Source organism: Sorangium sp. So ce185 (assembly GCF_051526825.1).
Lineage (GTDB): Bacteria > Myxococcota_A > Polyangia > Polyangiales > Polyangiaceae > Sorangium > Sorangium cellulosum_D.
Genome location: NZ_CP150316.1, coordinates 12,345,533 through 12,370,230 on the forward strand (window position 1 = coordinate 12,345,533; position 24,698 = coordinate 12,370,230).

19 protein-coding genes and 1 pseudogene are annotated in these 24,698 nt (G+C 67.1%); 10 read left to right on the forward strand and 10 right to left on the reverse strand.

Annotation, left to right across the window (positions count from 1 at the left end):
- The first annotated feature begins 93 nt into the window (after positions 1 to 93).
- The 3 genes from WMF26_RS45545 (at position 94) to WMF26_RS45555 (ending at position 6,243) form a co-directional block, all read left to right on the forward strand.
- Positions 94 to 840: an ABC transporter ATP-binding protein gene (locus tag WMF26_RS45545; RefSeq protein ID WP_020741099.1), complete on the forward strand. Its 747-nt coding sequence runs from the start codon at positions 94 to 96 to the stop codon at positions 838 to 840.
- Positions 841 to 2,961: an FtsX-like permease family protein gene (locus tag WMF26_RS45550; RefSeq protein WP_437997815.1), complete on the forward strand. Its 2,121-nt coding sequence runs from the start codon at positions 841 to 843 to the stop codon at positions 2,959 to 2,961. It abuts the gene before it with no gap.
- A gap of 885 nt (positions 2,962 to 3,846) precedes the next feature.
- On the forward strand, positions 3,847 to 6,243 hold the full coding sequence (locus WMF26_RS45555; RefSeq protein WP_437997816.1) for an SIR2 family protein: 2,397 nt from the start codon (positions 3,847 to 3,849) through the stop codon (positions 6,241 to 6,243).
- Between the two features lie 328 nt (positions 6,244 to 6,571).
- Here the strand turns inward: WMF26_RS45555 and WMF26_RS45560 are convergent, their stop codons facing one another.
- Positions 6,572 to 8,641 carry a dipeptidyl-peptidase 3 family protein gene (locus WMF26_RS45560; RefSeq protein ID WP_437997817.1) on the reverse strand — a complete coding sequence of 690 codons (2,070 nt, stop codon included), beginning with the start codon at positions 8,639 to 8,641 and terminating at the stop codon, positions 6,572 to 6,574.
- Between the two features lie 500 nt (positions 8,642 to 9,141).
- Here WMF26_RS45560 and WMF26_RS45565 point away from each other — a divergent pair, with 500 nt between their 5' ends.
- The 5 genes from WMF26_RS45565 (at position 9,142) to WMF26_RS45585 (ending at position 15,363) form a co-directional block, all read left to right on the forward strand.
- Positions 9,142 to 10,242 carry a hypothetical protein gene (locus tag WMF26_RS45565; protein WP_437997818.1) on the forward strand — a complete coding sequence of 367 codons (1,101 nt, stop codon included), beginning with the start codon at positions 9,142 to 9,144 and terminating at the stop codon, positions 10,240 to 10,242.
- A gap of 822 nt (positions 10,243 to 11,064) precedes the next feature.
- Positions 11,065 to 12,021 (forward strand): hypothetical protein, encoded by a 957-nt coding sequence (locus WMF26_RS45570; protein WP_437997819.1) that lies wholly within the window; start codon positions 11,065 to 11,067, stop codon positions 12,019 to 12,021.
- Positions 12,015 to 13,544, forward strand: a complete 1,530-nt coding sequence (locus WMF26_RS45575) for a serine/threonine protein kinase (protein WP_437997820.1) — start codon at positions 12,015 to 12,017, stop codon at positions 13,542 to 13,544. The genes WMF26_RS45570 and WMF26_RS45575 overlap by 7 nt, the downstream gene beginning before the upstream one ends.
- A gap of 48 nt (positions 13,545 to 13,592) precedes the next feature.
- Complete coding sequence (locus tag WMF26_RS45580) at positions 13,593 to 14,483, forward strand: hypothetical protein (protein ID WP_437997821.1); 891 nt, start codon at positions 13,593 to 13,595, stop codon at positions 14,481 to 14,483.
- Between the two features lie 463 nt (positions 14,484 to 14,946).
- Positions 14,947 to 15,363, forward strand: a complete 417-nt coding sequence (locus WMF26_RS45585) for a hypothetical protein (RefSeq protein WP_437997822.1) — start codon at positions 14,947 to 14,949, stop codon at positions 15,361 to 15,363.
- Positions 15,364 to 15,587: 224 nt separating this feature from the next.
- On the opposite strand, the gene WMF26_RS45590 is transcribed toward WMF26_RS45585, so the two are convergent.
- Complete coding sequence (locus tag WMF26_RS45590) at positions 15,588 to 16,130, reverse strand: hypothetical protein (RefSeq protein ID WP_437997823.1); 543 nt, start codon at positions 16,128 to 16,130, stop codon at positions 15,588 to 15,590.
- Positions 16,131 to 16,202: 72 nt separating this feature from the next.
- Between WMF26_RS45590 and WMF26_RS45595 the strand changes: the two genes are divergently transcribed.
- A complete protein-coding gene (locus WMF26_RS45595) occupies positions 16,203 to 16,337 on the forward strand; it encodes a hypothetical protein (RefSeq protein ID WP_437997824.1) in 135 nt (44 codons plus the stop codon).
- Between the two features lie 70 nt (positions 16,338 to 16,407).
- Here WMF26_RS45595 and WMF26_RS45600 read toward each other — a convergent pair whose 3' ends face one another.
- Genes WMF26_RS45600 through WMF26_RS45610 form a run of 3 tightly spaced genes read right to left on the reverse strand, consistent with a single transcriptional unit; the run spans position 16,408 to position 18,175 of the window.
- Positions 16,408 to 16,953, reverse strand: coding sequence for a hypothetical protein (locus tag WMF26_RS45600; RefSeq protein ID WP_437997825.1), 546 nt, complete (start codon positions 16,951 to 16,953; stop codon positions 16,408 to 16,410).
- Positions 16,950 to 17,726, reverse strand: a complete 777-nt coding sequence (locus WMF26_RS45605) for a hypothetical protein (RefSeq protein WP_437997826.1) — start codon at positions 17,724 to 17,726, stop codon at positions 16,950 to 16,952. Before WMF26_RS45605 ends, WMF26_RS45600 begins: the two co-directional genes overlap by 4 nt.
- Complete coding sequence (locus tag WMF26_RS45610; protein ID WP_437997827.1) at positions 17,723 to 18,175, reverse strand: hypothetical protein; 453 nt, start codon at positions 18,173 to 18,175, stop codon at positions 17,723 to 17,725. Before WMF26_RS45610 ends, WMF26_RS45605 begins: the two co-directional genes overlap by 4 nt.
- Before the next feature lie 787 nt (positions 18,176 to 18,962).
- On the opposite strand from WMF26_RS45610, the gene WMF26_RS45615 reads away from it, so the two are divergent.
- Positions 18,963 to 19,115 carry a hypothetical protein gene (locus WMF26_RS45615; RefSeq protein ID WP_437997828.1) on the forward strand — a complete coding sequence of 51 codons (153 nt, stop codon included), beginning with the start codon at positions 18,963 to 18,965 and terminating at the stop codon, positions 19,113 to 19,115.
- Here the strand turns inward: WMF26_RS45615 and WMF26_RS45620 are convergent.
- The 5 genes and pseudogenes from WMF26_RS45620 to WMF26_RS45640 all read right to left on the reverse strand — a co-directional run bounded on the left by WMF26_RS45620 (position 19,096) and on the right by WMF26_RS45640 (position 24,549).
- A complete protein-coding gene (locus WMF26_RS45620) occupies positions 19,096 to 19,629 on the reverse strand; it encodes a hypothetical protein (protein WP_438002515.1) in 534 nt (177 codons plus the stop codon). The two genes, WMF26_RS45615 and WMF26_RS45620, sit on opposite strands and share 20 nt — an antisense overlap.
- A 213-nt stretch (positions 19,630 to 19,842) precedes the next feature.
- Positions 19,843 to 20,148: pseudogene (locus tag WMF26_RS45625) on the reverse strand (DUF1835 domain-containing protein); the annotation flags it as partial.
- Positions 20,149 to 20,226: 78 nt separating this feature from the next.
- Positions 20,227 to 21,819, reverse strand: a complete 1,593-nt coding sequence (locus WMF26_RS45630; protein ID WP_437997829.1) for an alkaline phosphatase D family protein — start codon at positions 21,817 to 21,819, stop codon at positions 20,227 to 20,229.
- 121 nt (positions 21,820 to 21,940) lie between these two features.
- The gene (locus WMF26_RS45635; RefSeq protein WP_437997830.1) at positions 21,941 to 23,245 is read right to left on the reverse strand and encodes a cation:proton antiporter; all 1,305 of its coding nucleotides are present in this window, start codon (positions 23,243 to 23,245) and stop codon (positions 21,941 to 21,943) included.
- A 215-nt stretch (positions 23,246 to 23,460) separates the two neighbouring features.
- Positions 23,461 to 24,549, reverse strand: a complete 1,089-nt coding sequence (locus WMF26_RS45640; protein WP_437997831.1) for an AAA family ATPase — start codon at positions 24,547 to 24,549, stop codon at positions 23,461 to 23,463.
- Positions 24,550 to 24,698 lie beyond the last annotated feature (149 nt).

The window sequence follows — 24,698 nt, forward strand, 5'->3', positions numbered from 1 at the left end:
CGAAGACGGTCACCCGCTGGCTCGAATGCGGCCAGTGGCAGGATGTAAGGTGAACGCCGCGCGCAGATGCTGTAGACAGGTAGCGATACTCCCGTGAGCTCCGATCAGCCCGTCCTCCGCGTTCGCAACCTCCACAAGTCCCACGCGCTCGGCGCGACGCCGATCGAGGTGCTCCGGGGCGTCGACCTCGACATCCACGCCGGCGAGATGTGCGCGATCATGGGCCCGTCCGGCGTCGGCAAGAGCACCTTGCTCTCGTGCGTCGCGGGCCTCGAGTCTCCGGATCGCGGCGAGGTCCACGTCCTCGGCGAGGACATGGCGGCGCTCGACGAGCACGGGCGGACGCTCCTGCGCCGCCGCCGCATCGGCATCGTCTACCAGTTCTTCAACCTCGTCCCGACGCTCACCGGCTACGAGAACATCGTCTTGCCCTACCTCATCGACGGCGCCGCGCCGGACCACGACGCCGCCTCGCGCATGCTCGATCGGGTCGGCATGCGCGCCCGCGCCGAGCACCTGCCCTCGCAGATGTCGGGGGGCGAGATGCAGCTCATCTCCATCGCGCGCGCGCTGGTCCGCCGCCCCGCGCTCGTGCTCGCGGACGAGCCGACCGGCAACGTCAACGTCGCGACCGGCCGGCGCATCATGGCGCTGCTCGCCGACGCCCTGCGCGAGGCCGGCAGCGCCATGCTCCTCGTCACGCACAACGCCGAGGACGCCGCCCGCGCGCACCGGGTCGTGTTCATGCGCGACGGCCTCCTCTTGCACGACGCCGCCCTCGCGGGCCCCGCCGTCACCTCGGCCGCGGTCCACGATCGGCTGAAAGAGCTGGGCATCTGAATGCTCCTCCTCCTCCGCGCCCTGTTCCAGCCGCTCGTCCGCATCCTCGCGCTGCGCAACCTGCGCGCCGACCGCTTCGGCGCGATGGCCGCCCTGCTCGGCGTCGCCCTCGGCACGGCCACGGTCAACGTCGTCCTCATCCTCGACGTCGGCACGCGCGCCGTCGAGGCGCGGAGCTTCGTCACCAACCCGGATCTCCCGGTCTTCACCGAGCAGACCGTCGCCCTGCGCGGCCTCCGCCCGGACGGCGAGGTCATCGCCGCGGCCGACGCGCAGGAGGAGACGCACGAGGATTACGAGATCATGCGGTCCGCGATCCGCCTCGGCTCGCTCTCCGCGTTCCTCGTCGGCGCCCTCATCGTGTTCTTCACCTTCAACGTCGCCGTCGAGCGGCGCCGGCGCGAGATCGCCTTGTTGCGCAGCGCCGGCGCGCTGCCCCCGCAGGTCGCGGCGGTGTTCGTCCTCGAGGCGTTGGTGCTCGGCGTGGGCGGCGCGGCGCTCGGCCTGCTCGGGTCGATCCCGCTCGCGTACCTCGCGGCGAAGGCGGGCATCACGACGACCGGCCGCGCGCGCATCCCGCTCTACGCGATCCGCCTGCCCTGGAGCGCGATGCTGCTCGTCAGCGGCACCGGCGCCCTCACCGCGCTGCTCGGCGTGCTCCGCCCGGTGCGCGACGCGCTCCGCGTCGACATCGCGCGCGCGCTGCGCCCGCGCTTCCTCGAGGGCGGGGCCGAGCAGCGGCGCCGCCTGCGCGGGATCACGCTGCTGGCGCTGCCGTTCATGGTGCTCGTCTACGGCCTGCTCCGCCCCTTCTTCCGGGACTCGGTGCCGATGCTCGCCTTCTTCGTCGTCGAGGCGGGGCTCGTGTGCGCGGCGTTCCTGGCGGCCATCGTGTTCGTCCCGGACCTTGTCGCGCGGCTCGGCGCGCTCGCGGTGCGCCTCGCGCCGCGCCGCTGGGCCGCGGAGCGCCTGCTGCTCCGGCGCCGGGTCGAGCACAGCGGGCACGAGCTCGCCTGGAGCGTCGGCGGCGTGATGATGGTCTTCGCCCTGCTGCTCGCGCTGCACATCGCCACGGCGGCGCTGAAGCAGGAGGTCTCGGCCTGGGCCGGGCGCGCGCTCGCGCCGTACGCGTTCCTCTACCCGGACGAGCCGCTCGGCCATGCGCAGCGCCTGTTGCCGAGCCTGCCGCCGCGCCTGGTCGCGGCGCGGTTCTCGAGCCGCACGCCGTGGCCGAACGTGGTCTATGCGGTTCCGGGGGACGAGCTGCGCGCGCTCGCGGAGGCCACCGGGCGGGCCGAGTCGATCGCGCTGGCGCGAAGCTTCGGGCCGGGTAAGGCGATCGTGTCCACGATGATGGCCCGGCGCTTCGGGGTGGGCGCCGGAGATCTGCTCGAGGTGAGCGGCAGCGCGGGCGGGCGGCGGTTCGAGGTGGTCGGGGTCACCGACGATCTGGGGTATGTGCCTGCGCCCGGCGCGTATCGGAACCTGCGGACGTACGCGGTGATTGATGCGGCGGACTTCACGGTGATCTCGCCGTATGCGCTCGCGATCGGCCACACGGTCGCGCTGGCGGATCCGGTGACCGGGGCCGAGGCGGCGCGGGGCGGCGCCGCGACGCCGCCCTGGGACGAGCTCTTGGCCGACGTGCCGCGCGCGAGAGACGTGCGGATGCAGACGGGGGTCGAGATCGAGGCGGTGCGCCGGAAGGCGACCGGGCGGGACTTCGTGATCTTCGACATGATCCTGGGGTTCACGACGGTGCTCGCGGCGATCGGCGTGGCAAACCAGATGGTGCTGGCGCTGCACGCGCGGCGGCGGGAGCTCGCGCTGCACCGGGTGCTCGGGATGACGGCAGGGCAGGTCCGGCGGATGGTGCTGATGGAGGGGGCGCTCGTGGGGGCGCTAGGCGGGGCGCTAGCGGTGCTGCTCGGGGTGCCGCTCGGGTCGGCTGCGCTGGGGGCGCTGCGGACGGTGTCGAGCTTTGAGGTCGAGTTCCATATACCGCCGGAGTACGGCGTGATGACGGCGCTGGGGGCGACGGCGGTGGCGCTGTTCGCGTCGCTGTACCCGGCGCGGAGCGCGGGGCGGAGCAACGCGGCGGAGTCGGTGCAGTACGAGTAGCGGGGGGCGCGGGAGCGCGGGGGAGGCAGAGGCGGGCGTGGGGGCTGGGACCGTGGAGGAGCAGGTTCGTCCCTGGATGCGGGGGTCTTGCCGAGATGCGTGGCTCGGGGATACCCGGTGCGTCGCGCGGCGTGGGACCCCACCGAACACGTGCGAGCACTCACTCCTTCCCGTCACGGAACCGGGGATGAACTTTGGCAACGAATTCGCGGTGGCGATCCGTCGCGTTTGCTGCGATCTAGGGCGCATCAGACAACTGATCGCCCCCTTCGGAGGGCATGGCCCCAACCCGGGACCAACCGGTGAGTCCGGGGCTTGACGAAGCGGCTGCTGGGTAGTTCCGCTGCAGCTGTACGTGCTTCCCCGGCTCCCAGCTGCCGCGAGGCATGCCTGCGCGATGCATGCGAGGCACACCTGCCGCGATGCACGCGAGCTACAACAGCACGAGGCCGGGCGAGACGGGCAGGAAGGAGTTTCGACCTCCTCCGGGAGAACAGTTTCAGCGATGGCGGCGGAGTCGGCCTTGTAGCTCACATCGCCAGAAGACAACCGGACTGTGGCGCCGGTTGCGCGGCATCGGACCCGGGCAGGCATCCGTCGCCGACCCGATTGCCCACGTCTCCCATGGGGAACGCGCGGTGTCGCCTCATGACAGGATGGAGGCAGGTGGATCCAGTCTTCCTGGCAACTTATTGGGAAATGGGAGAAACTGCACGAGCCGTCACGTAGAAATCACGCAGTGATAGCAGCAGTCCCCTCACATGTACCCGACATGTACCCCATGTAGGCAAACATGGTCATCGTGACGGAGCACCTGGTGCGCAGCATGTAACGACAGACAACCCACAAACCATTCTACCCACGCGGAGCATACTGTAGGAAAAGATGCTTTCTCTAGATGAGCTCGTCGAAGCGTTAAAGGCAGAACGAACCGTGCTGTTCCTTGGAGCTGGCGCCTCCGTGCCCTCGGGTGCACCAACTGGAGTACAACTCGCGAGGCATCTCCAGCAAACACTCGCAAAGGGAGAATCCATATCAGACGATCTCATGGAGCTAAGTGGCATCCTAGAGCGGCGCTACGGACGAGAACCCCTTGTCCACGAAGTTCGAGAGAAATTGAAGAACCTTCAGCCAACAGGAGGGCTTCTGGCCATCCCAGAGTACAATTGGGCGAGGATATACACAACAAACTTTGATCGCCTGATAGAATCTGCGTATAAACGATGCAATAAACGCCTGGTGGTCATCAGATCTAACTATGATTACGGCAAATCAGACAGCATCAGCGACGTAGAGCTGCTCAAGATCCATGGGTGTGTTTCCCAAGACATCGTTGACGGAAGCAAGTCTCGACTGGTCTTGTCTGAGCAGGATTATGACGAATATTCTGACTATCGCGAGGCGCTGTTCAAGCGGCTCGAGTTCGATCTTGTATCAAAAGACATATTGTTCATTGGTTACTCTCTTCGGGATCCTCACCTCCGACGTGATGTAAAAGACGCTGCCAGGATCAATCGGGCGAGGGGGGCGACTGGTCGAATATTTGTACTGATTTATCAGCGAGATGACGATCGCGCTGGCCTCCTGGAAAATCAGGGACTCCGCGTAGCATATGGCGGCATCGACGACTTTATGAACGCCATGGCATCGAAATCGCCATCGAAGCTATCTATCGTAACAGAGTCCGGAAACGCACTACTGTCACCTACGCTTAGGTCAGTCACCTTCGACGTTTCAGAAATGGAGAAGCGTGAACCCAATGTTGCAGCATTATTCAACGGCTCTGCTGCAACTTATGCAGACATCGCGCATGGATTTACCTTCGAGCGCGCAATTGAAGAGATTGCACGACAGCACTTCCTATCTGGAAAAGATTCTGTTTCAATCATAGGCGTAGGTGGCGTAGGCAAGACAACGGCCGCTCGACGAATCGCCATATCTATGATGAGGGACGGGCTTTTGGTGTGGGAGCACAACGGCCACTTTCCGCTTCGTGCCAACGAGTGGATTAGTGTGGCAGCCGAATTGTCAAAGCAGTCACGACGTGGACTGTTGGTCGTCGACGACTCACCCAGGTTCCAAGCCGACATAAACAATATAGTCGACGGCATTGCGCCAATGGATCCGCCTGGGCTGCAAGTGCTCACGACGGCCGAAAAGAGTGCATGGCTTCCGAGAAAAAAGTCTCCTCGCATTTTTTCTAGAGGCGCCATTATCAATCTATATTTGTTAGAGCTATCAGATATCCGAAGGATGGTATCGCTTCTTGCGGACAAGCCGGAAATTCGCAGACTGGTCGGCATGTCGTTTTCAACCCTCAGTTCCAAGGCACAGATCGAAAGGCTTCGCTCCCGCTGCAGTGCCGACATGTATGTTTCTCTCAAGCACGTCTTCGGCTCCGAAGCCCTAGACACCATAATCCTTCGCGAATTTTCATCCCTGCGCGACGATCTGAAAGACGTCTACCGCGCAGTGGCGGCGCTCGAGGCAGCTGGAGCAAGAATACATCGTCAATTGATAATTCGTTTATTGGGCATCCAGGCCGACGAAATCTCTGGAATTCTATCGCTCCTAGAGGGGATAGTTGATGAGTACGACATTAAGCCGAGCGACGGATTGTATGGATGGCGTACGCGTCACGAGGTAATAGCCCAAACTCTAACGCGATACAAGTACTCCGATCAGACCGAATTTATCAAGCTGCTCAATGATGTTGTCGATGAGCTGAACCCTGCGGTGCATTTGGAGCGAGACACGATTGTTCATCTGTGCAATGCGGAGCTTGGCATAAAGAGAATTTCGAACGCTGTGGAGCGTATGCACATATATCGCAAGCTCATAGCCAAGGCGCCCAACGAGCGCGTTCCTCGGCATCGCTTGGTGCGTGAATTGATGGACACGGGTGCCTTCGATGATGCTGAAACAGAAATTCGCCTCGCTGTTGACGTTGTGGGACCCGATTCTCCACTACAGCGCTACAGGGCAAGGCTGTATCTTGAGAGAGCAAAGAATACGGCCGGGCTGATGGTGGAAGACCGGCGTGTACTAATTGAGGAAGCTCATCGTATCGCTGAAGATTCAGTGCGGCGCTTCCCTGACGACAAATACGCATATTACGTATTCGAGGACATTGGGTGGGCTGCGTACGAATCGAGCAGCGATGGAAAGTATTTAGACGAAGCTATTGATCGGCTTCGCGTCGGCTACGAACGCACGCTCGACCCCGATTTGGAGGAGCGGCTCCGCCGCCTGAGAGGCCGCTGGCTACCTATAAAGAGCTGACGCATGGACTGCGAGCTGATGTTACCACTCAAGCTGGCTAAGAACCTATCCCAGAGATTCCCTACTGGGACAGGTTCTTGGCACTGATGTGGTGCCACAGGCCGCAGCACCGAGAAGCAGCAACCCCGCCGCACCGCTCAGCGCGCCCCAGCATGTCCCTTTCCCCGCTTTCCCTCGCATGGTCGCTCGATTCTAACAGAGCTATCATGTGCGAGGAACGCTGGACTCCGACGTCGAGCGCGTGGGCAAATCGAGCCGGAGCGCAGCGCGAGGTCAAGCCGCCTGCGGGGCTGCGCGCTGCGCGAGGGCCGCGCTGCGCCCCCGGCGCTCAGTCGGCGTCGGCCCAGGACTTCTCGAGGGCTGCGATGTAGGCGTCGAGCGAGGTGGTCTGCTCGGCCGTCGCGTCCACGACCCTCCCGTCGGCGTCGAGGATGGGCTTGATCATCGGCGGGATGGTCGCGATGTTCCGCGGCAGGCTCAGCGCCTTCAGCCGGGCCAGCACCTCGTCGCGCCACGCCGGGTTGATCCGCGTCCCGTACTTCTCCACGAGCGCCTTCAGCGCCTCGCGGTCGCCCGTGGCCTTGATCCGGTGCAGCTCCGCGAGCAGCTCGCCCGAGGCCCTTCGCCAGGCGTCGGGGTCCTTCACCACGAAGAACGTCTTGCCGTCGCGCGTCTCGGCGGCCACCGCGCCCTTGTCCTTCACCCAGCCGAAGGCGATGAGCTCCGCGCGGAGGTGATCCTCCTCGGCCACGTCGCCCTGCGGCACGGACTTGAGCATCATGAGCTGCATCATCGCCGTGTAGGCGGGGAAGACCCGCGCGCAGCCGGCGTCGGGCAGCATGCCGAGCTCCACCGTCTTCGCATCGCCCGTCAGCCAGTCGGCGACGCGCGAGGCGCGGCCCTCCTCCAGGGCGGCGTAATAGGGGGCGAGCAGCTCCGCCGGATCCCCCTTGAGATCCGGGTTCACCTTGCCCGAGCCGTGCCCGGTGACCTCGTGGAAGGAGACCGCCGCGAGCATCATGGCGTGGCCGCACCGGTGGATCTCGGCGCGCACCTCCGCCGGCGCGAACTCGTCGACGGTCTTGTCGAAGGTGAGCGCCACGCGGGTATCCATCGCGGAGAGGACGACGAAGTTCTTCGATCCGTACTTCTCGCGCAGCGCCTGCGCGTTCGGCAGGTTCACGCCCGAAAACGTGAACGGACCGCCGTCGCCCGTCGCCGCGAGGGCGATCACGGCCGCGGCCGCGGGCGCCTGGAAGGCGTCGCGCTTCCATTTCGCCTCCCAGGGCAGCTTCTGCTCGAAGTACTGCGCGTTCCTGGCGACCGCCTGGAGCGGCGGATCGCGATCCGGATCGGGGATGAAGACGAGCCCCTCGAAGCCGCCCTTGCGCGCGCGGACGTCGGTGTACGTCTCGATGAAGCCAAGGATGTAATCGACCGGGAACACCTGCTTGAGCCAGGCGATGTCGTGGTCGGTGAACTCGTCCGGCTGGCCCGTCTTCAGGTACCTGATGAGGTGCCGGAGCGCCCCCTGCTGCGCGACCGGCGCGAGCGCGCGGGCGTCCTCCAGGTGCTTCACCACGCGGCCGAGCTCCGCCGCGCCCACGCCGGGCTGCGCGCCGTCGCCGCCGGCCCGGTAGATCTCCTCGACGAGCCGGCCGGCCTTCTTCACGATACGGCCGTTGAGCTCGTGCTTCTCCTTGAACTTCTCGAGATCCTTGCTGCTCACCCCCTCGTAATGGTTGGCCGCGGACTCGACGAGCGGGTCCTTGCCCTTGCCCGGTGTCTTGTTGGTGACGACGGGCGCCACCTTCGGGTCGAAGAGCCCGGCGAGCAGGTCGTTCGGAATCGCGATCTTCAGCGCCTTGGCCGCGGCCTCCAGCTCCTGCCGCGAGAAGGGCGGGACGAGCTTCTGCCCCGTGCGCGCGTCGTGGATGCCGTGATGCAAAAAGAGCATCTTGCGGAAGGTCACGAGCTTGCCGCGCAGCGCGGGATCGAGCTCGCTCTTCTGCGCGAGGAGCTGCATCACGAGCTGCGTCGCGGGCCAGCCGTACCGCGAGGTCTGCATCGTGAAGAGCGGGTCGCCCGCGAGCGCCGCCTGCGCGAGGTGGTAGGCGACAGCGCGCTGGCTGGCCGTGAGCTTGTCGAAGCCGCGGGGCTCGTACGAGGCCGCGGTCACGCCGGCGACCTCCTCGAGCACCTGGACGTTGCTCGCGGGCGCGGGCGCTGTCGAGGCGACGGCGCTGCCCGGCGCGGACGCCGGCGCCGCGCTCGCGGCCGGGGCCGCCGATGGCGGGGGCGCGGTCGAGGACGGCCCGGCCGGCGGCGGGGTCGGGGAGCAGGCGGACTGGAGGACTGCGCACAGGGCGAGGGCTGCGGCGGTGTGCTGGCGGCGCATCGTGGGGAGAGGTCTAGCGAATGCGCCGGTCGGCGAGAAGGCCGTGGTGCGCCCTGCGGCGCGGTCAGGCCGTGCGCCCCGCCCCGTCTTCGTCGCCCCTGGACAGCACGAGGTCACCGCGACGGGCAAGCAGGGGCAGGTCGCCCGTGCGCTCGTCCAGGTGACGGCGGGGCAGTCGCGGCGCGTCGCCCTCGCCTTCGAGGCCCCGGTCGGTGGCGTGGTCGAGCGCTTGCTCCGTTCGCTCTCCCGCTCCGCTCGCCGGAGTACCGCACGCGGTGATCGAGAAGATGGCGCTTCCGGGCGATCTGCAACGCCTGCGCGAGGTGATCGGCGTAGGCGCGGCTCAGCAGCTCGACGACCCCGAGAGGCCGCCAGGGCAACCACGGCGACGTCCTCGAGCAGCGGTGCGGCCTGCGGGATCGTCCGGGCTGCATGGCCCGCGGAACCGCATCGGGCCATCCGTGGCCGTACGGGCACATCGACCCAAGGCTCGGGAATCCATGAAGCACAGCATTGATGACCTGCTCGATGTCGTCTATCGATACTATCCCCGTGGTGTTGGGATGACCGACGACGGCGATGTCGACGTTCAGCGATGCGTGGAGACCAAAGAGCACGACCGGCTCGTGCGCGCGCGGATCCAGGCATCGAAGGGCGACCGGTGGCGCGACCTGCGGCGTCGCCTCCGAGACGGATTCCCTGGTAGGTTCATGAACCGCTCGCTGTATCTCCCCAGCGGAGACTGCGACGCCTGTTACTCTTTCTCGATCGACATGCCGGAGTCCACGGGGCGAACGCTGTGGTTCCATGTGAGCTTTCTGGTTCCTTACTACATCGTCCATAGCGAACGCACGGTCGATATCATGAAGCGAACGAGGGACTCGTTCTCGGTCAAGTTTCTGGGGCACCATTTCATCGTTCCGCGCAGCCCGCTCGACCCGAGGTTCGTCGCTCGTCCGGACCATGGGCAAAGCTTCGCTATCGTCAGGAAAGAAGTTGCCACCTTCGATCTGTTGCCCGATGAGCGGCCATGTGCGGAGTGGATTTCCGGCGACATCGAAGCGACCTTCGGTTGCGAACGCATGCCGCCGGAGATCGGGACCGTGCTCGTCCCCGATGTGATGGCGTGCCGGCGTCTCCCTGGGGAGGCTAGACTCTACGACTGCCTGTTCACGGACCAGCACACGTGGGTGGAGCCATCGCCGACCGACGAGCCGGCCCCCGGCGTCCAGATCGACGCGAGCAACCTGACACCGCCGCTCATCGCGGTGCTCACGGTGCTCACGGCGCTCTACTGCATCTTGTGGCCCCTGACGCCAGAGTTGCAGAGCGGTTCTTGCTACTGCGTGGTGGAGACGGATGGAGTCCTTCGCAAGGACGAGTTGATCGGCACGCTCGCGAAGATTCGCGTGCTCCTCGAGCCGCCCATGACTCCATGGGGCATCGCTGCGAAGCGCGAGTTCGAAGCTGCCACCCGTGAGCTCGAAGCGCTGGTCGCTTCGTGGGACGGTGAAGGCGAGCCCCCGGCCGCCATGGTCGCCTGGGCCTGGAGCTTCCTGGCGAGTTGGCCCGTGAACTCGGAGCCCGTAGCGTCGTCGTAGCACGCTCCCGCGCGCGAGATCGCGTCGAGGCCGTTCGGCTCCGACCTGGTGCTCGCCCGCATGGCCGACGTGCTGTTCGTCCACGTGATGCGGGCGTACGTCGAGACGCTCGGCGAGGCGCGGATGCGCGGGAGGCGACGGCCGAGGTGCTTGCTGCCGTCCCGAGCGTCCAGCAAGGTTGCGACGTCGTGGGTGGTCCTTCCCGCGGGCCCGGATCCCGGGGCGCCAGGCGCCGCCGCGTTCCTGCCAGCGCCCTGCCACCTCGACACGGTCGACGACGCGCGCGATCCCCTGGACGAGCCCCCGCCAGGAAGCCCGAAGCCGTCCCCGCGCCCCCGTGCGGGGCGGGCGGGACGCCGTGAGCCCATCCGGGTGACGTGGCTCGTCCATGCCGGAGATGGGTGGCACCCATCTCCCGGTGGACATGCCTCCATCAAAAGATGGGTGCCACCCATCTCCGCGATGGACGTGCCTCCAACAAAAGATGGGTGGCACCGATCTCCCGGTGGACGTGCCTCCATCAAAAGACGCCTGGCACCCATCTCCGCGATGGCGGGCGGGACGCACGCTCCGAGCGTACCGGACCGGTGCAGCGCGCCTCGCCCCTCTCGCGGTCATGGACCGCCGCGAGAGTCGTCACCGGTCGCAGCGCTTTTTCAGGCCGCAAACGAGAATTTTCATCGCTCGATCACAATGCAAACCACGAAAACACCCGGCACTTCTGCACGCTCGACCGCGTCGTCTCGGTGGTATGAAACGCAGCGCCGCGCTGGATGGGCCAGCGCCCCTCTGTGGTCCCCCTCGTTTGCCCCGAGCTGAACCGTGCGTGCCTCTGTTCCACGGCTCCATCCGCACCAAGCGGCGGCCCTGGCCCTCGTCCTTGCCTCCGCGTTCCCCGTAGCGGCCGCGGCCGCGGACCCTCCGCCCCGATCCCGCGAGGTCCAGGAGCTCATCGACGAGGCGGAGACGGCCGCCAAGCGGCTCGAGCTCGCTCGCGCCCGCGAGCTCTGGGCGCGGATCAACGTGCTCGAGCCCTCGACGATGGCCATCTGTCAGCTCGGCGTGTTCGATCTGCGCCTCGACCGGCTCGAGGAGGCCGCGGCCGAGCTCACCACGTGCGTCGCGCGGATGCCCACGCCGACCAACGACATCGAGCGCCGCCGCTACGAGGTCCGACGCGCCGACCTCGCGGCCGTCCGGCAACGCGTGGCCGAGCTCCACGTCAGCGCCCCGCCGGGCACGGCGCGGCTCCTGGTGGACGGTCGCGAGGTGGCCGCGGGCGGCCCCGTCTTCGTCGCCCCTGGGCAGCACGAGGTCACGGCGACGGGCAAGCAGGGGCAGGTCGCCCGTGCGCTCGTCAAGGTGACGGCGGCGCAGTCGCGGCGCGTCGCCCTCGCCTTCGAGGCCCCGAAGGCCGCCAGCGCTCCAGCACAAGCGCGCAACCCGTGGACCATCGGCGCCGGCGCGGCCGCCTCGGCGGCCCTGCTCGGCGCCGGCGTCGGCCTTCACCTGGCCGGCGACGCCGCGGAGAGCGAGACGGCCGCCAAGGTGTCGCGCCTCTCGGACGGCTCGATGCTCCCGAGCAGCGCGCAGTTCCGCAAGACCTACGACGAAGCGCACGCGGCGAACACACGAGCGGGCCTGCTCCATGGCTTCGGCACGGCTGCGCTCGTCGTCGGGGCGGCGGTCGGCGCCGCGACGGTCGTGTACGTCGTCTGGCCGCGGAAGGCCGAGATCCGCACGAGAGGCGCCGGCGCGGAGATCAAGCTCGTATGGTAGCCGCCGGCGACGTCTGGGAAGGCCACGAGCTCCTCAACGAGGAGCGCGGCTTGCTCCGTCACTTCCTCGCGCGGCAGGTCGGCGACACGGGGGCTCTGGTCTGGTTGCACCTCCGCGAGGGCGCGCGCCTCGATGCGGGCCTGTTCGCCGAGGAGATCGCGCGCCTGCAGCGCCTCGCAGGCGAGGTCCCGGAGGTCGTCCCCGTGCTCTACGGAGGGGTGAACGGCGACGTCGCGTGGGCAGCGTCGCCTGTGCTCGGCGACGCGATCCCGCTCATCGACGCCACGCGCGGAAGCGACCTCGGGCCGGCGGCTCTCAAGGTGCTGATCGACGTCGGCCGCTGTCTCGTGCGCGCGCACGAGCGCTCCGTCGTCCACGGCGCCCTCAGTCCGGACCGGGTCTTCGTCGGGGGCGATGGCCGAACCGCGATCATCCACTTCGGATTTGCCCGTCTCTTTCAGCTCGGCCCGGAGGACGCTCGTCAAGATCCGTACGGGTACGCACCGCCCGAGCTCTTCTCGGGTGGTCAGCTCGGACCTCGCGCGGACGTGTACGGCTTCGGAACGATCATGTACGAGCTCTTGTGCAGACGCGCCCTCTCGCCGTGGACCCGTCCCCCGAGCTTTCCCAGCGGGATCCCTCGGATGCTTCAGGTGATGATGCAAAGGGCCCTTGAGGAGAACCCCAATCGGCGGCAGCGGAGCATCGACGAGATGCTCTCTGTCCTGACTCCCTTTGCCCGCGCGTGGGAAGAGCTTGGCGCACCGCCGGACCCTGCCCACGCGGACATCTTCGCCGAGCCGGCCAGCGCTCGGCGCGATCCGCACGAGGCGGCGCCCATCCTCGTGGAGGACGAGGCGAGCGCATTCGCCTCGGGTGAAGAGGGAGGGCGAGCTGGCGAGCTCCCCGCGCCCCGCCCTTCCGACGTGCCCGGCACGGTCAAGAGCGTGCCGCTGCGGGACGCCGCGGATAGCGTCACCGACGCGTCTCCGGTCGCCACGCAGCGCCCTTCCGAGACGCCCGCCACCCTCAAGAGCGCGATCCCGCCACGGGACGCGCGGGACAGCGTCACCCACGCCCCTCCGGTCGCGCTGCGGTCGCCTCCTGCACCCGAGCTACCGGACCTCGAGCCGATGCTGCCGGTACCGCCGGTGCCCTCGACCCCTCCGCGTTCATGCCGCACCCCAGGGCGGCGCTCCCCCCCGCGCTGGTTCGGCGCGGTGCTCGCTCTGGCGTTCGTGCTGGGCAGCGCGGCCGCGGTCCTGTGGCGGGATCTCCCGCGTCACACCGCGCTGCGCCTGGAGCCAGCGATCCAGGCCGCGGCGGGTCGAGCCACCCCGCCGCCCTCAGCTCGACCGATCGAGCGATGTCCTGAACCGCCGCCAGAGGCCGCCCCCCCGCCCGTCGCGGCGCGGCAGCGCACGAGCCGGCCCGCCGCGCCCACACGGCAGACCAGGAAGACGCCGGCGCAGGAGCCCGATCTCTGTGACGGTCTGCTCCCCTGTCAGAACGTCTTTTACTGAGCAGCGCGAGGGGTTCCCATGCGGTCGACATCTTGTTTTGCCTTCAGCATGGCTGCGCTGCTCGGTTGCGGGGAGGACATCGAGATCCCCAGGCCTCGGACCGACGACAACCCGGTGTTGTTGTGGGTGGGCGACACACCGGATTTTCCCATCTGCCCTGGAGGTCGGCTCGATTACTGGGAGGGATGGGCCGCTTTGCGCACGGATCCTCAGCGCCAGAACGAATGCGGGACGTGCGCGTGCAGCCCTGCGGCGTGCGTGCTGCCGGACAGCGTGACGACGCACGAGGCGCCTCTCTGCGCTGGCGAAGGGGTCAAGGTTCACTTCGCTGGTGCAGCCGCCCCGCCGGGGCACTGCGTCAAGCCCTCGCCCCTTGTCCCTGGCGACGCGTTCGCCTCGATCACCATCAAGCCGCCTACGATGGCTCCCAGTTGCGATCCCTCGAAGCAGCTCACGCCGCCGCCCCTCGGCGGGCGCTTTGCGCGAGCTTGCCCGTGGACCGATGAGTACGTCGCGTCCTTCGATGGACTGGTGTGTATCGCACCCGAATCCGACGGCTCGTGCCGGCCGGGCTTCTCCGCACGCTTCGAGTTTCAGGAGAAGATTAGAGACGCTCGTACCTGCACGCCATGCGAGTGCGGCGCCCCCGTCGGTGGAAACTGCGTGGCGGATGTAATGCTCTTCAGCGACGCGAGCTGCTCGGACATGCTGATCTCGATCAACGGAATCGGCACAGAAGAGGAAATCTGCTATGGCGCACCTGCCGATTCGCCTCTAGCAGGCGCACGCGTGGTGTTCGCACGGGACGAGCCGGGCACGTGCTCGCCAACAACTACGGTCTCTGTGGTGAACGGCACGATCGAGAGCGGCGAGACGCGAACGTTCTGCTGCTCCAGCGCGGACGTGGTGGAGGTGATTCATGGCAATGCTGACGATTGACCAAGGCCGTGGGGTCGCAGCCGCGATGCGCTGGGTTGCACCCTCCATGCTGGCCGCACGTGTGCTCATCGGCTGCTCTTCGCCGATGCTCGACGACCTGCCAGATCCAGATCCGAGCCAGCTCATCCTGCTATACGGCGGCCCGCCGGAGTATGCTCCACGATGCGAGGGCAAGGTCTTGTGGGAGGGGTGGGCGGGGACGCCTGGGCCGGTCGAATGCGAGCCTTGCGAGTGTAGCCCATCCTCCTGCGTGCTCCCGCAGAGGGTGCTCCTACACTCCTCGTCCCGTTGCTCCAGCAGCGATCTCGTCGCTACGATCGATGCGGGCAACAGTTGGGATGGGACATGCTTTCCTCTTACGCAGCCCGTTCCTAGCGATTCCTACGCTTTCGTGACAATCGAGCCACCGCCGGTAAGTCACTGCGAGCCTGTCTCTCCGGTGCCTGCGCTGCGACGAACCAACATGGAATTCATCCGCGCGTGTGAGCCGGACATGGACTTCATCGCCACGTCGTTCCTCTACTGTTACCCCCCGCAGCCGAACGGCGAATGCTGGGACTCCTATCGGAGGCGGCGGGAGATCCCCCTCTACAACGACACGCGCACGTGCAGCCCGTGCTCCTGTAGCGAGCCGAGCCGCGACAAGTGCCGCGTGCAGACCACGCTGTATCATCAGGCGGGCTGCTCGCAAGAGCTCGGATCCGTTCTTATTTCCGGGCTGGATAGGCCGCTCTGCACGGACACGATCGACGGACAGATCGGCGCCGTGCGGTCCATCTTCGTGAAGGACGAGCCGACCTGCACCCCTTCGACCGATTCCACGGTTGTGAGCGGCGAGCTGGAGCCCGGTGACACGCACGTGCTCTGCTGCAACCGGTAGGACCGCCCCATATTTCTGGATCTGGGCCGTCACTGCGACGGGGAGGCGGCCGCTGTCGCGCTCGCGGTCCTCGTCGTCGGCGCCGCGCCCGAACTCGGCGAGGTCTGACCGACGGCCGCGCCCGCGTGACCGTGGCGCCGAGTAGCGGGTACTTGAACTTGAACGCAGCCTCCACCTTGTCACGCGCCCAACTCGACCGCGGGACGGCGGACACCGGGGGACGGCTATCCCGGCTCGACCCACGTCCATACCTCCGAGAAGAGGCACATGTAGATCGTCGCCTCTCCCATCAACACCACGTTCATCGCCACATCCGGCAGCACCTCGTTCCCTAGCTCCGGCGGGATCGGATGGTAGCCGGGGTACGTGGCCTCGATCTCCCGGGCGACCTCGCGCGCCGCCGGCTCCTCCTCGGGGATACCGGGGAGGTGGGTCCCGTAGTATGGCCCGAGCAGGGACACGTGAAAGCTGAGCGCCGTTTCGTCGGTGAGCCAGATGCGGGCCGAGTACGCCGGGTCGGCCCCCCCGGACAACAGGTGGAGCGACTCGTTCTGAAGGCCGTATCGATCCGCCAGCCTGTCAATCATGGCGTTCCACCTTGGGTACTCCGCTCGCCCGCGGTTTGCGGCTTCCACCAGACGGCGGTGCTCCTCCGTGTCCTTGTAGACGGGCTCGCCCGGAGGCACGTAGATGCGATCGGTGTTATGCACGCCTCGCGGGTAGAAGCGGTAGACGACGTCGAGCAACTCGGAGCGAGTTATCATCATGGTTTTGTCACCCTAGCGCCGAGCAACGGGTGCTCTGGCTTGAACGCCCCCGCACCTCGTCCATATGGTCCCATGGAATCCACGAAGGCCTACGCGCAGACGCCTCGACCGCCGCCGAGCTCGCCCGTGCTCCTCGCCTGCCATATCCCCGAGCTCGCCGACGTGCGCCTCGACCTCCACGCCGCGCTGCTGCGGGGAGGCCGTTGAGCTCGCCTAGAGCCCCTTGCCGGCAGTGTGCCCGAGCTCGGCCGCACGGACGGCGGACGCCTGGGAGAGGCTACACCGGATCCACGAATCTCCACACGCTGGAGAAGAGGCACACATAGATCGTCGCCTTTCCCATGGGCACCGCGTCCATCGCCACGTCCGGAACCACCTCGTTCCCGAGCTCCGGCGGGATCGGCTGGTAGCCGGGGTACGTGGCCTCGATCTCCCGAGCGATCTCGCGCGCCACCGGCTCCTCCTCGGGGATACCGGGGAGGTGGATCCCGTAGTACGGCCCGAGCAAGGACACATGGAAGCTGAGCGCCGTTTCGTCGGTGAGCCAGATGCGGGCCGAGTACGCCGCGTCATTCCCACCCGACAAGAGGTGAAGCGACTCGTTTTGAAGGCCGTATCGATCCCCCAGGCGGCGGATCATCGCTTTCCACGTCGGGTATTCCGCTCGCCCGCGATCTGCGGCTTCCACCAAGCGGCGGTGCTCCTCCGTGTCGCCGTAGAAGGGCTCGTCGGCAGGTACGTGGATGCGCTCGAAGCAATGTACGCCCCGCGGGTAGAAGCGGTAGACGACGTCGAGCAGCTCGGAGCGATTTATCACCATCATCTTGTCACCCTGGCACCGAGTCTCTTGTACTTGGACTTGAACGCAGCTTCCACGTTTTCGCGAAATCCATCGCAAAATCTCTCCTGCGGGAGATCGTAATTCATGCCGTTTGCGACCTCCTCCGTGATCTCCTCGCTCATACTGGCCGCACGGATTGAATCGATTCGTCCATAAATCTCGGCCCGGAGCGGCATGCCGATAGTAAAAGCACAGGACCAGTCCTTTGCCTTACGCGGAATAGTCAGCCTCCTGAAGTTCAACTTGACCCTGGCCTCTTGCCACCCTCCGCCCATGTCCATGCCGTCGTCATTGACGACGGTAACAAATATAAAATCGGATGGCTCAAAATCAACGTATATCCATGGGGCCATTCCAGGCGGCGGGCACTTCGAGCTACACGCATCGCTACAGCTCAAGACGGTCGCTCCGTCTCCCGCGATATCGCCGAATCCAGGGCAAGGGTCTTGCGGCCTCGTCGGGCTCTCTGTCGGCCGTTCCGAGCTGTCGCTCGGTCTCTCCTCCTCGTCTTCGAGCTCCCACTCGTTGCACGCGATCTCGCGCCCGCTGCCATCGTATGGTCCGTCCGGCGGCTCCGCCCCGAAGTCACCGGATCCGGCGGAGGTGTAGACGGGGCGTGGCTCCGAGCCTGGACCGGCACCTGCGCCCGAAGTTCTCTCCCCGACAGGATAGCAGTCTCCTATCGTCCAGTTGCACGCCGCCAGCGCCCAAACCAAGATGGCCACGAACAATAACAGGACTCTTCTCGCGCTCATTTGGCACTCCATCGAAGCACAGGACCAGCAACAACGACGACGGACACGTAGCCCGGCAGCACCAGACTGCCCCGACCGACCCAATCCACGTTGACGTTCACCGACACCCCCAGCGGCCCAGCGATGTACGCGTTGGTCTGCGCGTGGCCGCCTACGGCAAGACCACCTACGAGGCCGCACAAGGAGATGCCGCACGCCGGCATGACGTAGAGCGCCACCGATGGCCCCGCGCTGACGCTGCCGTCCTCCCACGCGTACCCGATGTCAACCGAGGTCTGGTTGTAGATCCCTGGCCCGTCCTCCTCGGTCGGGGGTAGGATCGTGCACAGGTCGTGCACCGTGAACAGGATGTCTCGCTGGATGGGCCACGCTACGCCCGCGTGCGGCCCCACCGCGAGGCGCGGAACGGTACCGGCTTGGAACCACCCGAGGCTCACTCCGGCGCTCACCTCGGACGCTTCTACGGGCACCGGAACAACAAGAAGCGGGAGGACAACCCCTGCTGCCCATGAGATCCGTCGCTGCGACGCCCTCACCGTCTCCCCCCGGTCGGAAGCCTTTGGCCGCTGCGCGCGCAACGCGCTGAGAACCGCAGGCCATTTCTCTAAACGTGGCGTGGGCGTCAAAGGCAAACTTCGCGGTGAAACCGGAATGCATGCGGATCGACCCGTCCTGGGCGTACACAGGGGCGCACGCGGTTACGCGGCGAGTGTTCGCCAACCAGCTGGTCGATGAACGGCCGGTCACCAGCGTCCGATGCATGCCTCGACCTTCGCGGCCGCTCCGCGCCCCCGGTCAGGTGACACGGACGGCCCCGAGCCCGAGGCATGCGGGCGTTCACCTTGTCCCCCGCGGTTGCTCCCCGCCTGGCGCCGCCCAAAGCGCGCGGCGCCCCATGCGCGCGGCGCCCCCGTGCGGGGTACCGCCGGCCTACCAGGTCAGCGGCGGCGCCGGAAGCGGAGGACGAGCGCGGCGCCCATGCCGACGAGCACGAGCAGGGCCACGAAGACCCACACCCAATCCAGGGGATCCCAGCTAAAGGAGACGGCCACCGCGCCGCATCCGGGAGAACACGCTCTTTTCATCAGGCAGCCGCTCCTCTTATCGACCGCCCCTCCGGTCCGCCGGAAGGTGCGGAGCACGCCGCGGTGCTCCTCGACGTCGCGGCCCCACTATCTGCGCGGGCGCCGTGTACGCAAGCGCGATCGCGAGTTCGCCGGCGTTCAGCGCCGCGACGTGGCCGAGCTCGACCAGGTGGCCGGCGACGGCCCTGAGCTCGCGCGGCGCTTCTACCTGAAGGAGAGGATCCCCTGGCCGAGGGGCGTCCGCGCGGAGCTCGGCCAGACGGACGCGCGTGTGGCCGCGGGCGTCATTCCTCGTCCTGCGTAGCGCGATCTCCAAGTCGCAGGACGCGCTGGTGAGCTGTGCCATGGTCCACCACGACCCAAGGAGCCAGCGGATCGTACGCTGTGACACCCCACACCGGCAGCGGCGCTCCTTGAGCGATTTCATCAAGACCGTGTCGCCTTATTTGATCGCCGACAGCCGTCAACCTATAGCGAGCCTCTAGCATAGGTGGCCTGTCCGGCCTATAGGGCACACTCTCCAGCGCGGCCTCAGCCCCACGGTGCTCGGCCCACTGGCGCAGCCGCATGGCGAGAAAGCGATCGCCGATGCGCATCCCCCAACCGTCGCGCAGCTCTTCGCCAGCCGATGAACGGTGCATAAACACGTCGGCTGGCGTCGACCAGTCTTTATCGAGACACGCGAACAAGAGCTCGTCCACCCAAGACAGGGTGAGCGCGCTACCGTCCAGCCGCGGAAACAACGCAGCTTGGTGGGTGCCCAGCTCTACGAGATCCTTCCGCACTCGATCGGCGCGCCTGCCCTCGATGGGCAGCACCGGAGATCGACCGGATAGCCTTCGCCAAGAGCGCGCCATGTGCTGGACACGCGTCCGAGATAGAGCACGCGCGTCGTTCAAGCCGCGGCGCGCGTCGGCCGGCTTCACGTGGACGAATCCACGGCCAAACCCATCCTCCGGCGCATCTCCCAGGACGACGACATCGAGCTCCGGGTGCTCGGGCCGATAGCGGAGCCTCCAGGCGCAGAGCGCCCACAGCATCAGCCTATCCCTCCACAACCCGGACGTCCATACGACGATTCGCTGGCGCGATTTCACTGCGCTGATAAGATCGTCAAACGACGAGCAAAATCGTGCCCTTTCGCGTCCTCGAAGACTCCAATAATCAGCCCGCCGCTCACAATGGTCTTCAGACTCGGACGCGCACGGCCCCTCCAGCACGTTATCGCGCAGAAAACGCACAGGAAGACGAAGCGCGCGCCGGACGGCTCTCCGAATGTCCTCATTTGTAGTGACGTGAATAGTCATCGAAGCCTCATCGAGCGGTGGCACCCACATTCAGCATGCGATCACCCTCATCGCCTCTGCGTTCCATCCCCGGGAGGGGGAGAACGGCCTCGGGCGTCACGGCCGATCTCAACGCACGCGCAGATCCGCCAGCGCAACAGGCTGCCGAATCAACATCTCGCCGTGTTCGTCCTTCAGAACAAGCGCGATCTCCTCGCCGGTCCGGTCGAGATCGATGTCCACGACGCCGTAGTTCGTGCGGTCGAACACCTCGCTGACGAGATAGCGATCGATGCCCCTCCCCACCTGAGGCTCGTTCCAGGGCGCGTTCGCGAGGGGGCTCGACGTGAGCTCCCAAAACTCGGGCCCCGCGCGCCCGCCGACGTCGCGCCCGGGCACGTGGATGAGGTTCGCCATGTGGAGGTCGCCGCTCACGAAGACCACGCCTTGGATGTCGTTGGATTCGATGAAAGAGAGTATCTCTTCGAGCTCGCCGGGCGCGTCGGTGCGGAAGCTGTCCCAGCCGTTTTTGACCGGGTGCTCGGGGAGCACCTGCGTGGGCGAGGCGATGATCTTCACGGGCGCGGCGCTCTCGCCGAGGCCTGTGAGCAGCCAATCGAGCTGGGCGCGACCGAGGATCTCCGCCCCGGAGACGCGCTTGTGGTAGCGCGAGTCCGGGAGGAAGATCTCGGCGGGGCCCATCCGGACGGAGGAGAAGACTCCGGGGACGTCGGGCAGCCCGAAGCGGGCCTGCGCCCAGCAGCGCCGAAACGCGCGCAGCGAGGTGCCCTTGCCTTCGTAGCGGCCGTCCGCGTCGTTCGGGCCGAAGTCGTGGTCGTCCCAGATGCCGAGCACAGGGACCTCGGCCAAGAGCCTCCGGATCGCATCGCTATTGCGATTCCGGAGGTGCGTGAGCATCAGCGTGTGCTCGGAGCGGGCGTCGAGATCGGCGCAGTAGGACGTGTCGCCGATCATCAAGAAGACGTCGGCATCCTCGCGCGCGATGGCGTCGAAGATGGTGAGCCGCGCGTTCGAATAGTCCCAGAAGCACGAGCCGTAGGCGATCTTGAGCCTGCGCGCGCCCGCCTCGGGCGCGGTGCGGAGCTCATGGCGATCGGTGCGGCCGTTCTCGCTCGAGATCTCGTAGCGGTAGCGCTGGCCAGGGCGCAGGCCCGTGACGTGGAAGGCGGCGCAGAGCCACTCGGCTCGCTCGGGCGAAAGCGCGGCGCCGATCTCCTCACCGTCATCGGATAAGAACGAGATCGAGAGCGGGGAGGTGCCCCTCGCCTGGATCCAGATGCGCGCCTCCGTCTCGGAGACCTCGCCGACCATCGGGCCTGCGAGGAGCGGGCCTCCCGGATGGCTGTTCCATCCGCCCGGATTGCCGCCCTCCGCCTCGGAGGGGAGCTCGAGCCGCACGCCGTTCCATGGCCCGTCCCAGCCCGCCGAGCCCGCGTATTTCCACGAGCCACCGAACGTATTGTCGCCGTCATCGATGGTGAGCTCGAACGAGCCCTCCTTGCCGTGCTCGGGCTCGAACCACCGGCCCCGGGCCACGCCCTCCTCGAGCTCGCCCTCGACGCGGCCGCCCTTGTGCGTGTACGTGCCGCGGACAGCGCTGCCGCTCTGCGTGATGGTCAGCGTCCCGAAGGTCGTCGTCCAGATCCCTGCGAAGCGGGGCATACGGCGCTCCGCCCCGCGGCCCGGGAAGAGCTCGGCCACGAGGGTCTCCTTCCAGGGGTCGCCCTGGGGAGCGGCCCGTCGCCGTCATGACACCATGCGCGTGGGCCCCTGTAAACGCGCTGGCGGTGGGTCGCTCCGCGCTTCGCGATCCGCCGGCGAGCTAGCCGCCGCCGACGGCGATCGGCCCCTCCTCCGGCTCGGCGGCAGCGGCGGCGGCGATCGTCCGGCGCAGCAATGGGCCGATGGTCAGGCCCTGCACCACGATGGAGACGACCACCACGACATAGGTGATGGTCAGCACCATCTCGCGCTCCGGAACCAGCGTGCCATCCGCGAGCTTTCCGGGGATGGAGAGCGCGAGGGCCACCGAGACGCCGCCGCGCAGGCCGCCCCAGGTGAGGATGCGGATCGCCCCCGGGGTGAAGACCCTGCGCCTCTTCATGAGGCTCACCGGCAGCGCGACCGCGATGAACCGCGCGAGCAGCACGACCGGGAACGCGAGCAGCCCCGCGAGCAGCGACTGGGCGTCGAACGCGACGATCAACAGCTCGAGTCCGATCAAGACGAACAGCACCGCGTTCAGGATCTCGTCCATCAGCTCCCAGAAGTCATCCAGGTGCTCGCGGGTCTTCTCGCTCATGGCGCCGGCGCGCGCCTCGTTCCCGATGAAGAGCCCGGCCACCACCATGGCGATGGGGCCGGAGACATGGAGCGCGTACGCCAGGGCGTAGCCGCCCGCCGCGGTCGCCAGCGAGAGCAAGACCTCGACCTTGTAGTCGTCGACCTTGCGCAGCATGGCGAGCGTCACGAAGCCGAGCGCGAGGCCGTACAGCACGCCGCCGATCGCCTCCTGGACGAACAGCAGCGAGAGCCGCTGCAGATCGAGGCCCGACGTCCCCGACGCGATCTCCAGGAGCCCGATGAACGCCACCACCGCCACGCCGTCGTTGAAGAGCGACTCCCCGGCGATCTTCATCTCGAGCTCCTTCGGCGCCCCCACGTGCTTGAGGACCCCGAGCACCGCGATGGGATCGGTGGGGGAGATGAGCGCGCCGAAGAGCAAGCAGTACACCGGCCGGATGTGCACGCCCATCAGCGTCATGAGGGCGTAGGTCATGCCGCCCACCAGCACGGTGGACATGAGCACACCCCCGGTGGCCAGGACGCCGATGACGACCCGCTGCTTCTTCAGATCCGCCAGGTTGACGTGCAACGCGGCGGCAAACAGCAGGAAACCGAGCATCCCCTGCATCAACGTCTTGTTGAAATCGATGCCCGAGAGGTGCTCCTTCGCCTCTGCCTCCACCTCCGGAAACAGCTCTCCGATGGCCACCATGACGAGGGACGTCGTCATCGCGATCAGCATCAACCCGATCGTGGTCGGCAGCCTGAGGAACCGATGGTTGAAGAAGCTGAAGACCGCGGTGAGCGAGAGCAACGCCGCCGAGACTTGGAATAGATCCATGCTCCCAGGCTTACAGACCGACGCGCGTCGGCTCGAGCGAGGCGCGGCGCAGTCCGGAGAAAATGTTGGACGTCAAAGTATACCTGAGGGAAGAACATCCAAGCTGATTCAAAATGTCAAGCCTCGGCCGCGGGACCTGCGTCGGGCTGTCCGAAGGGCTGCCGAGCAGCTGGCTCCGCCGATGCGCCGCAGGCCCTGCTCCGCGGCGCAGGGCGTCATTCCTCCTCCGCCGCGCCGCCCGCCAGCACCGTCTCCCCACCTCTCTTGCCAAGCTCGATGACCCGGCAGGGCGTCGCCTTCCGGATCCGCTCCGCCAGCGAGCGGGAGTGCGTCGTGATCCACAGCTGACTCCGGGACGCCGCGTGCACGAGCAGATCCCCGAGCGGCCCGAGCAGATCCGGATGCAGGCTCGTCTCCGGCTCGTTCAGCGCCAGGAGCAGCGGAGGCCTCGGGCTCAAGAGCGCCGCCAGCAGGCAGAGGTACCGCGCCGTGCCGTCCGAGAACTCGCGGGCGTCGAGCGGCCGCGACATCCCGGGCAACCCGAGCTCGACGCGGAACCGCCCCTGCGTCGAGGAGACCTCGAGCGACGCGCCCGGGAACGCGCTGGAGACGGCATCCCGCAAGGCGCCCCTGTCGCCGATATCGAGGATCGTCGCCAGCGCCGCGGCGAGATCGTGGCCATCGGTGCTGAGCACCGGCGTCCGCACCCCGACCTGCTCCACCCGGAGCGGCGCGCCGGCGTCGGTGCGGAAGTGGTGATAGAACCGGAAGTTCATCAGCTTTTGCCGCACCACCGAGAGCAACGGAAAGCGGTGCGGCTCCACCACCTGCGACAGCACCGACTCCGAGCCCCAGAGCGAGAAGGGAAAGGTCACGCGGTGGCCGTCGACGTCGCGCGCGAAGGCCGAGCCCGCGGCCCGCTCCAGCATCGGCAGGCGGCGGCGCTTGTCGAGCAGCCAGAGGTTCTCTTCCTTGATGTCCGGGTCCAGCTGGAACGGCCCGGCAGGCGGCGGCGTCAGCCCGCACTGAAGCTCGTACACGAGCTGATCCAGCCGCACCCGCAGCGTCATCCGCACCGGGCCTTTGCTGCGCTGGCCGGCCCAGAGCACAGACGGCATCCCCCCCTCCTCGGCCAGGGTGCGCGCGAAGCTCCCGCTCGCCGCGGCGCCGAGCAGCACCATGGTGCGATAGAGGTTGGTCTTGCCGACGCCGTTCGGTCCGACGATGATATTGACCTGCGCGAGGGGGAGGGTCAGCTCTCGGATCGAGCGATATCCCGCGACGTGGAGCTCCTGGACCGTCATCCCGCCCAGGATAGCCCATCGTGGTCCGGCCGCGCCGAGCTCGCCTCCCCTTCGCCTCCCGCGACGCCGGCCCCTGGCGACGGTCCTCGTCCTGCTGCTGCGATCGCGACCCCAGCTCGCCGACGAGGTGGCCCAGCCCGACGCCCATG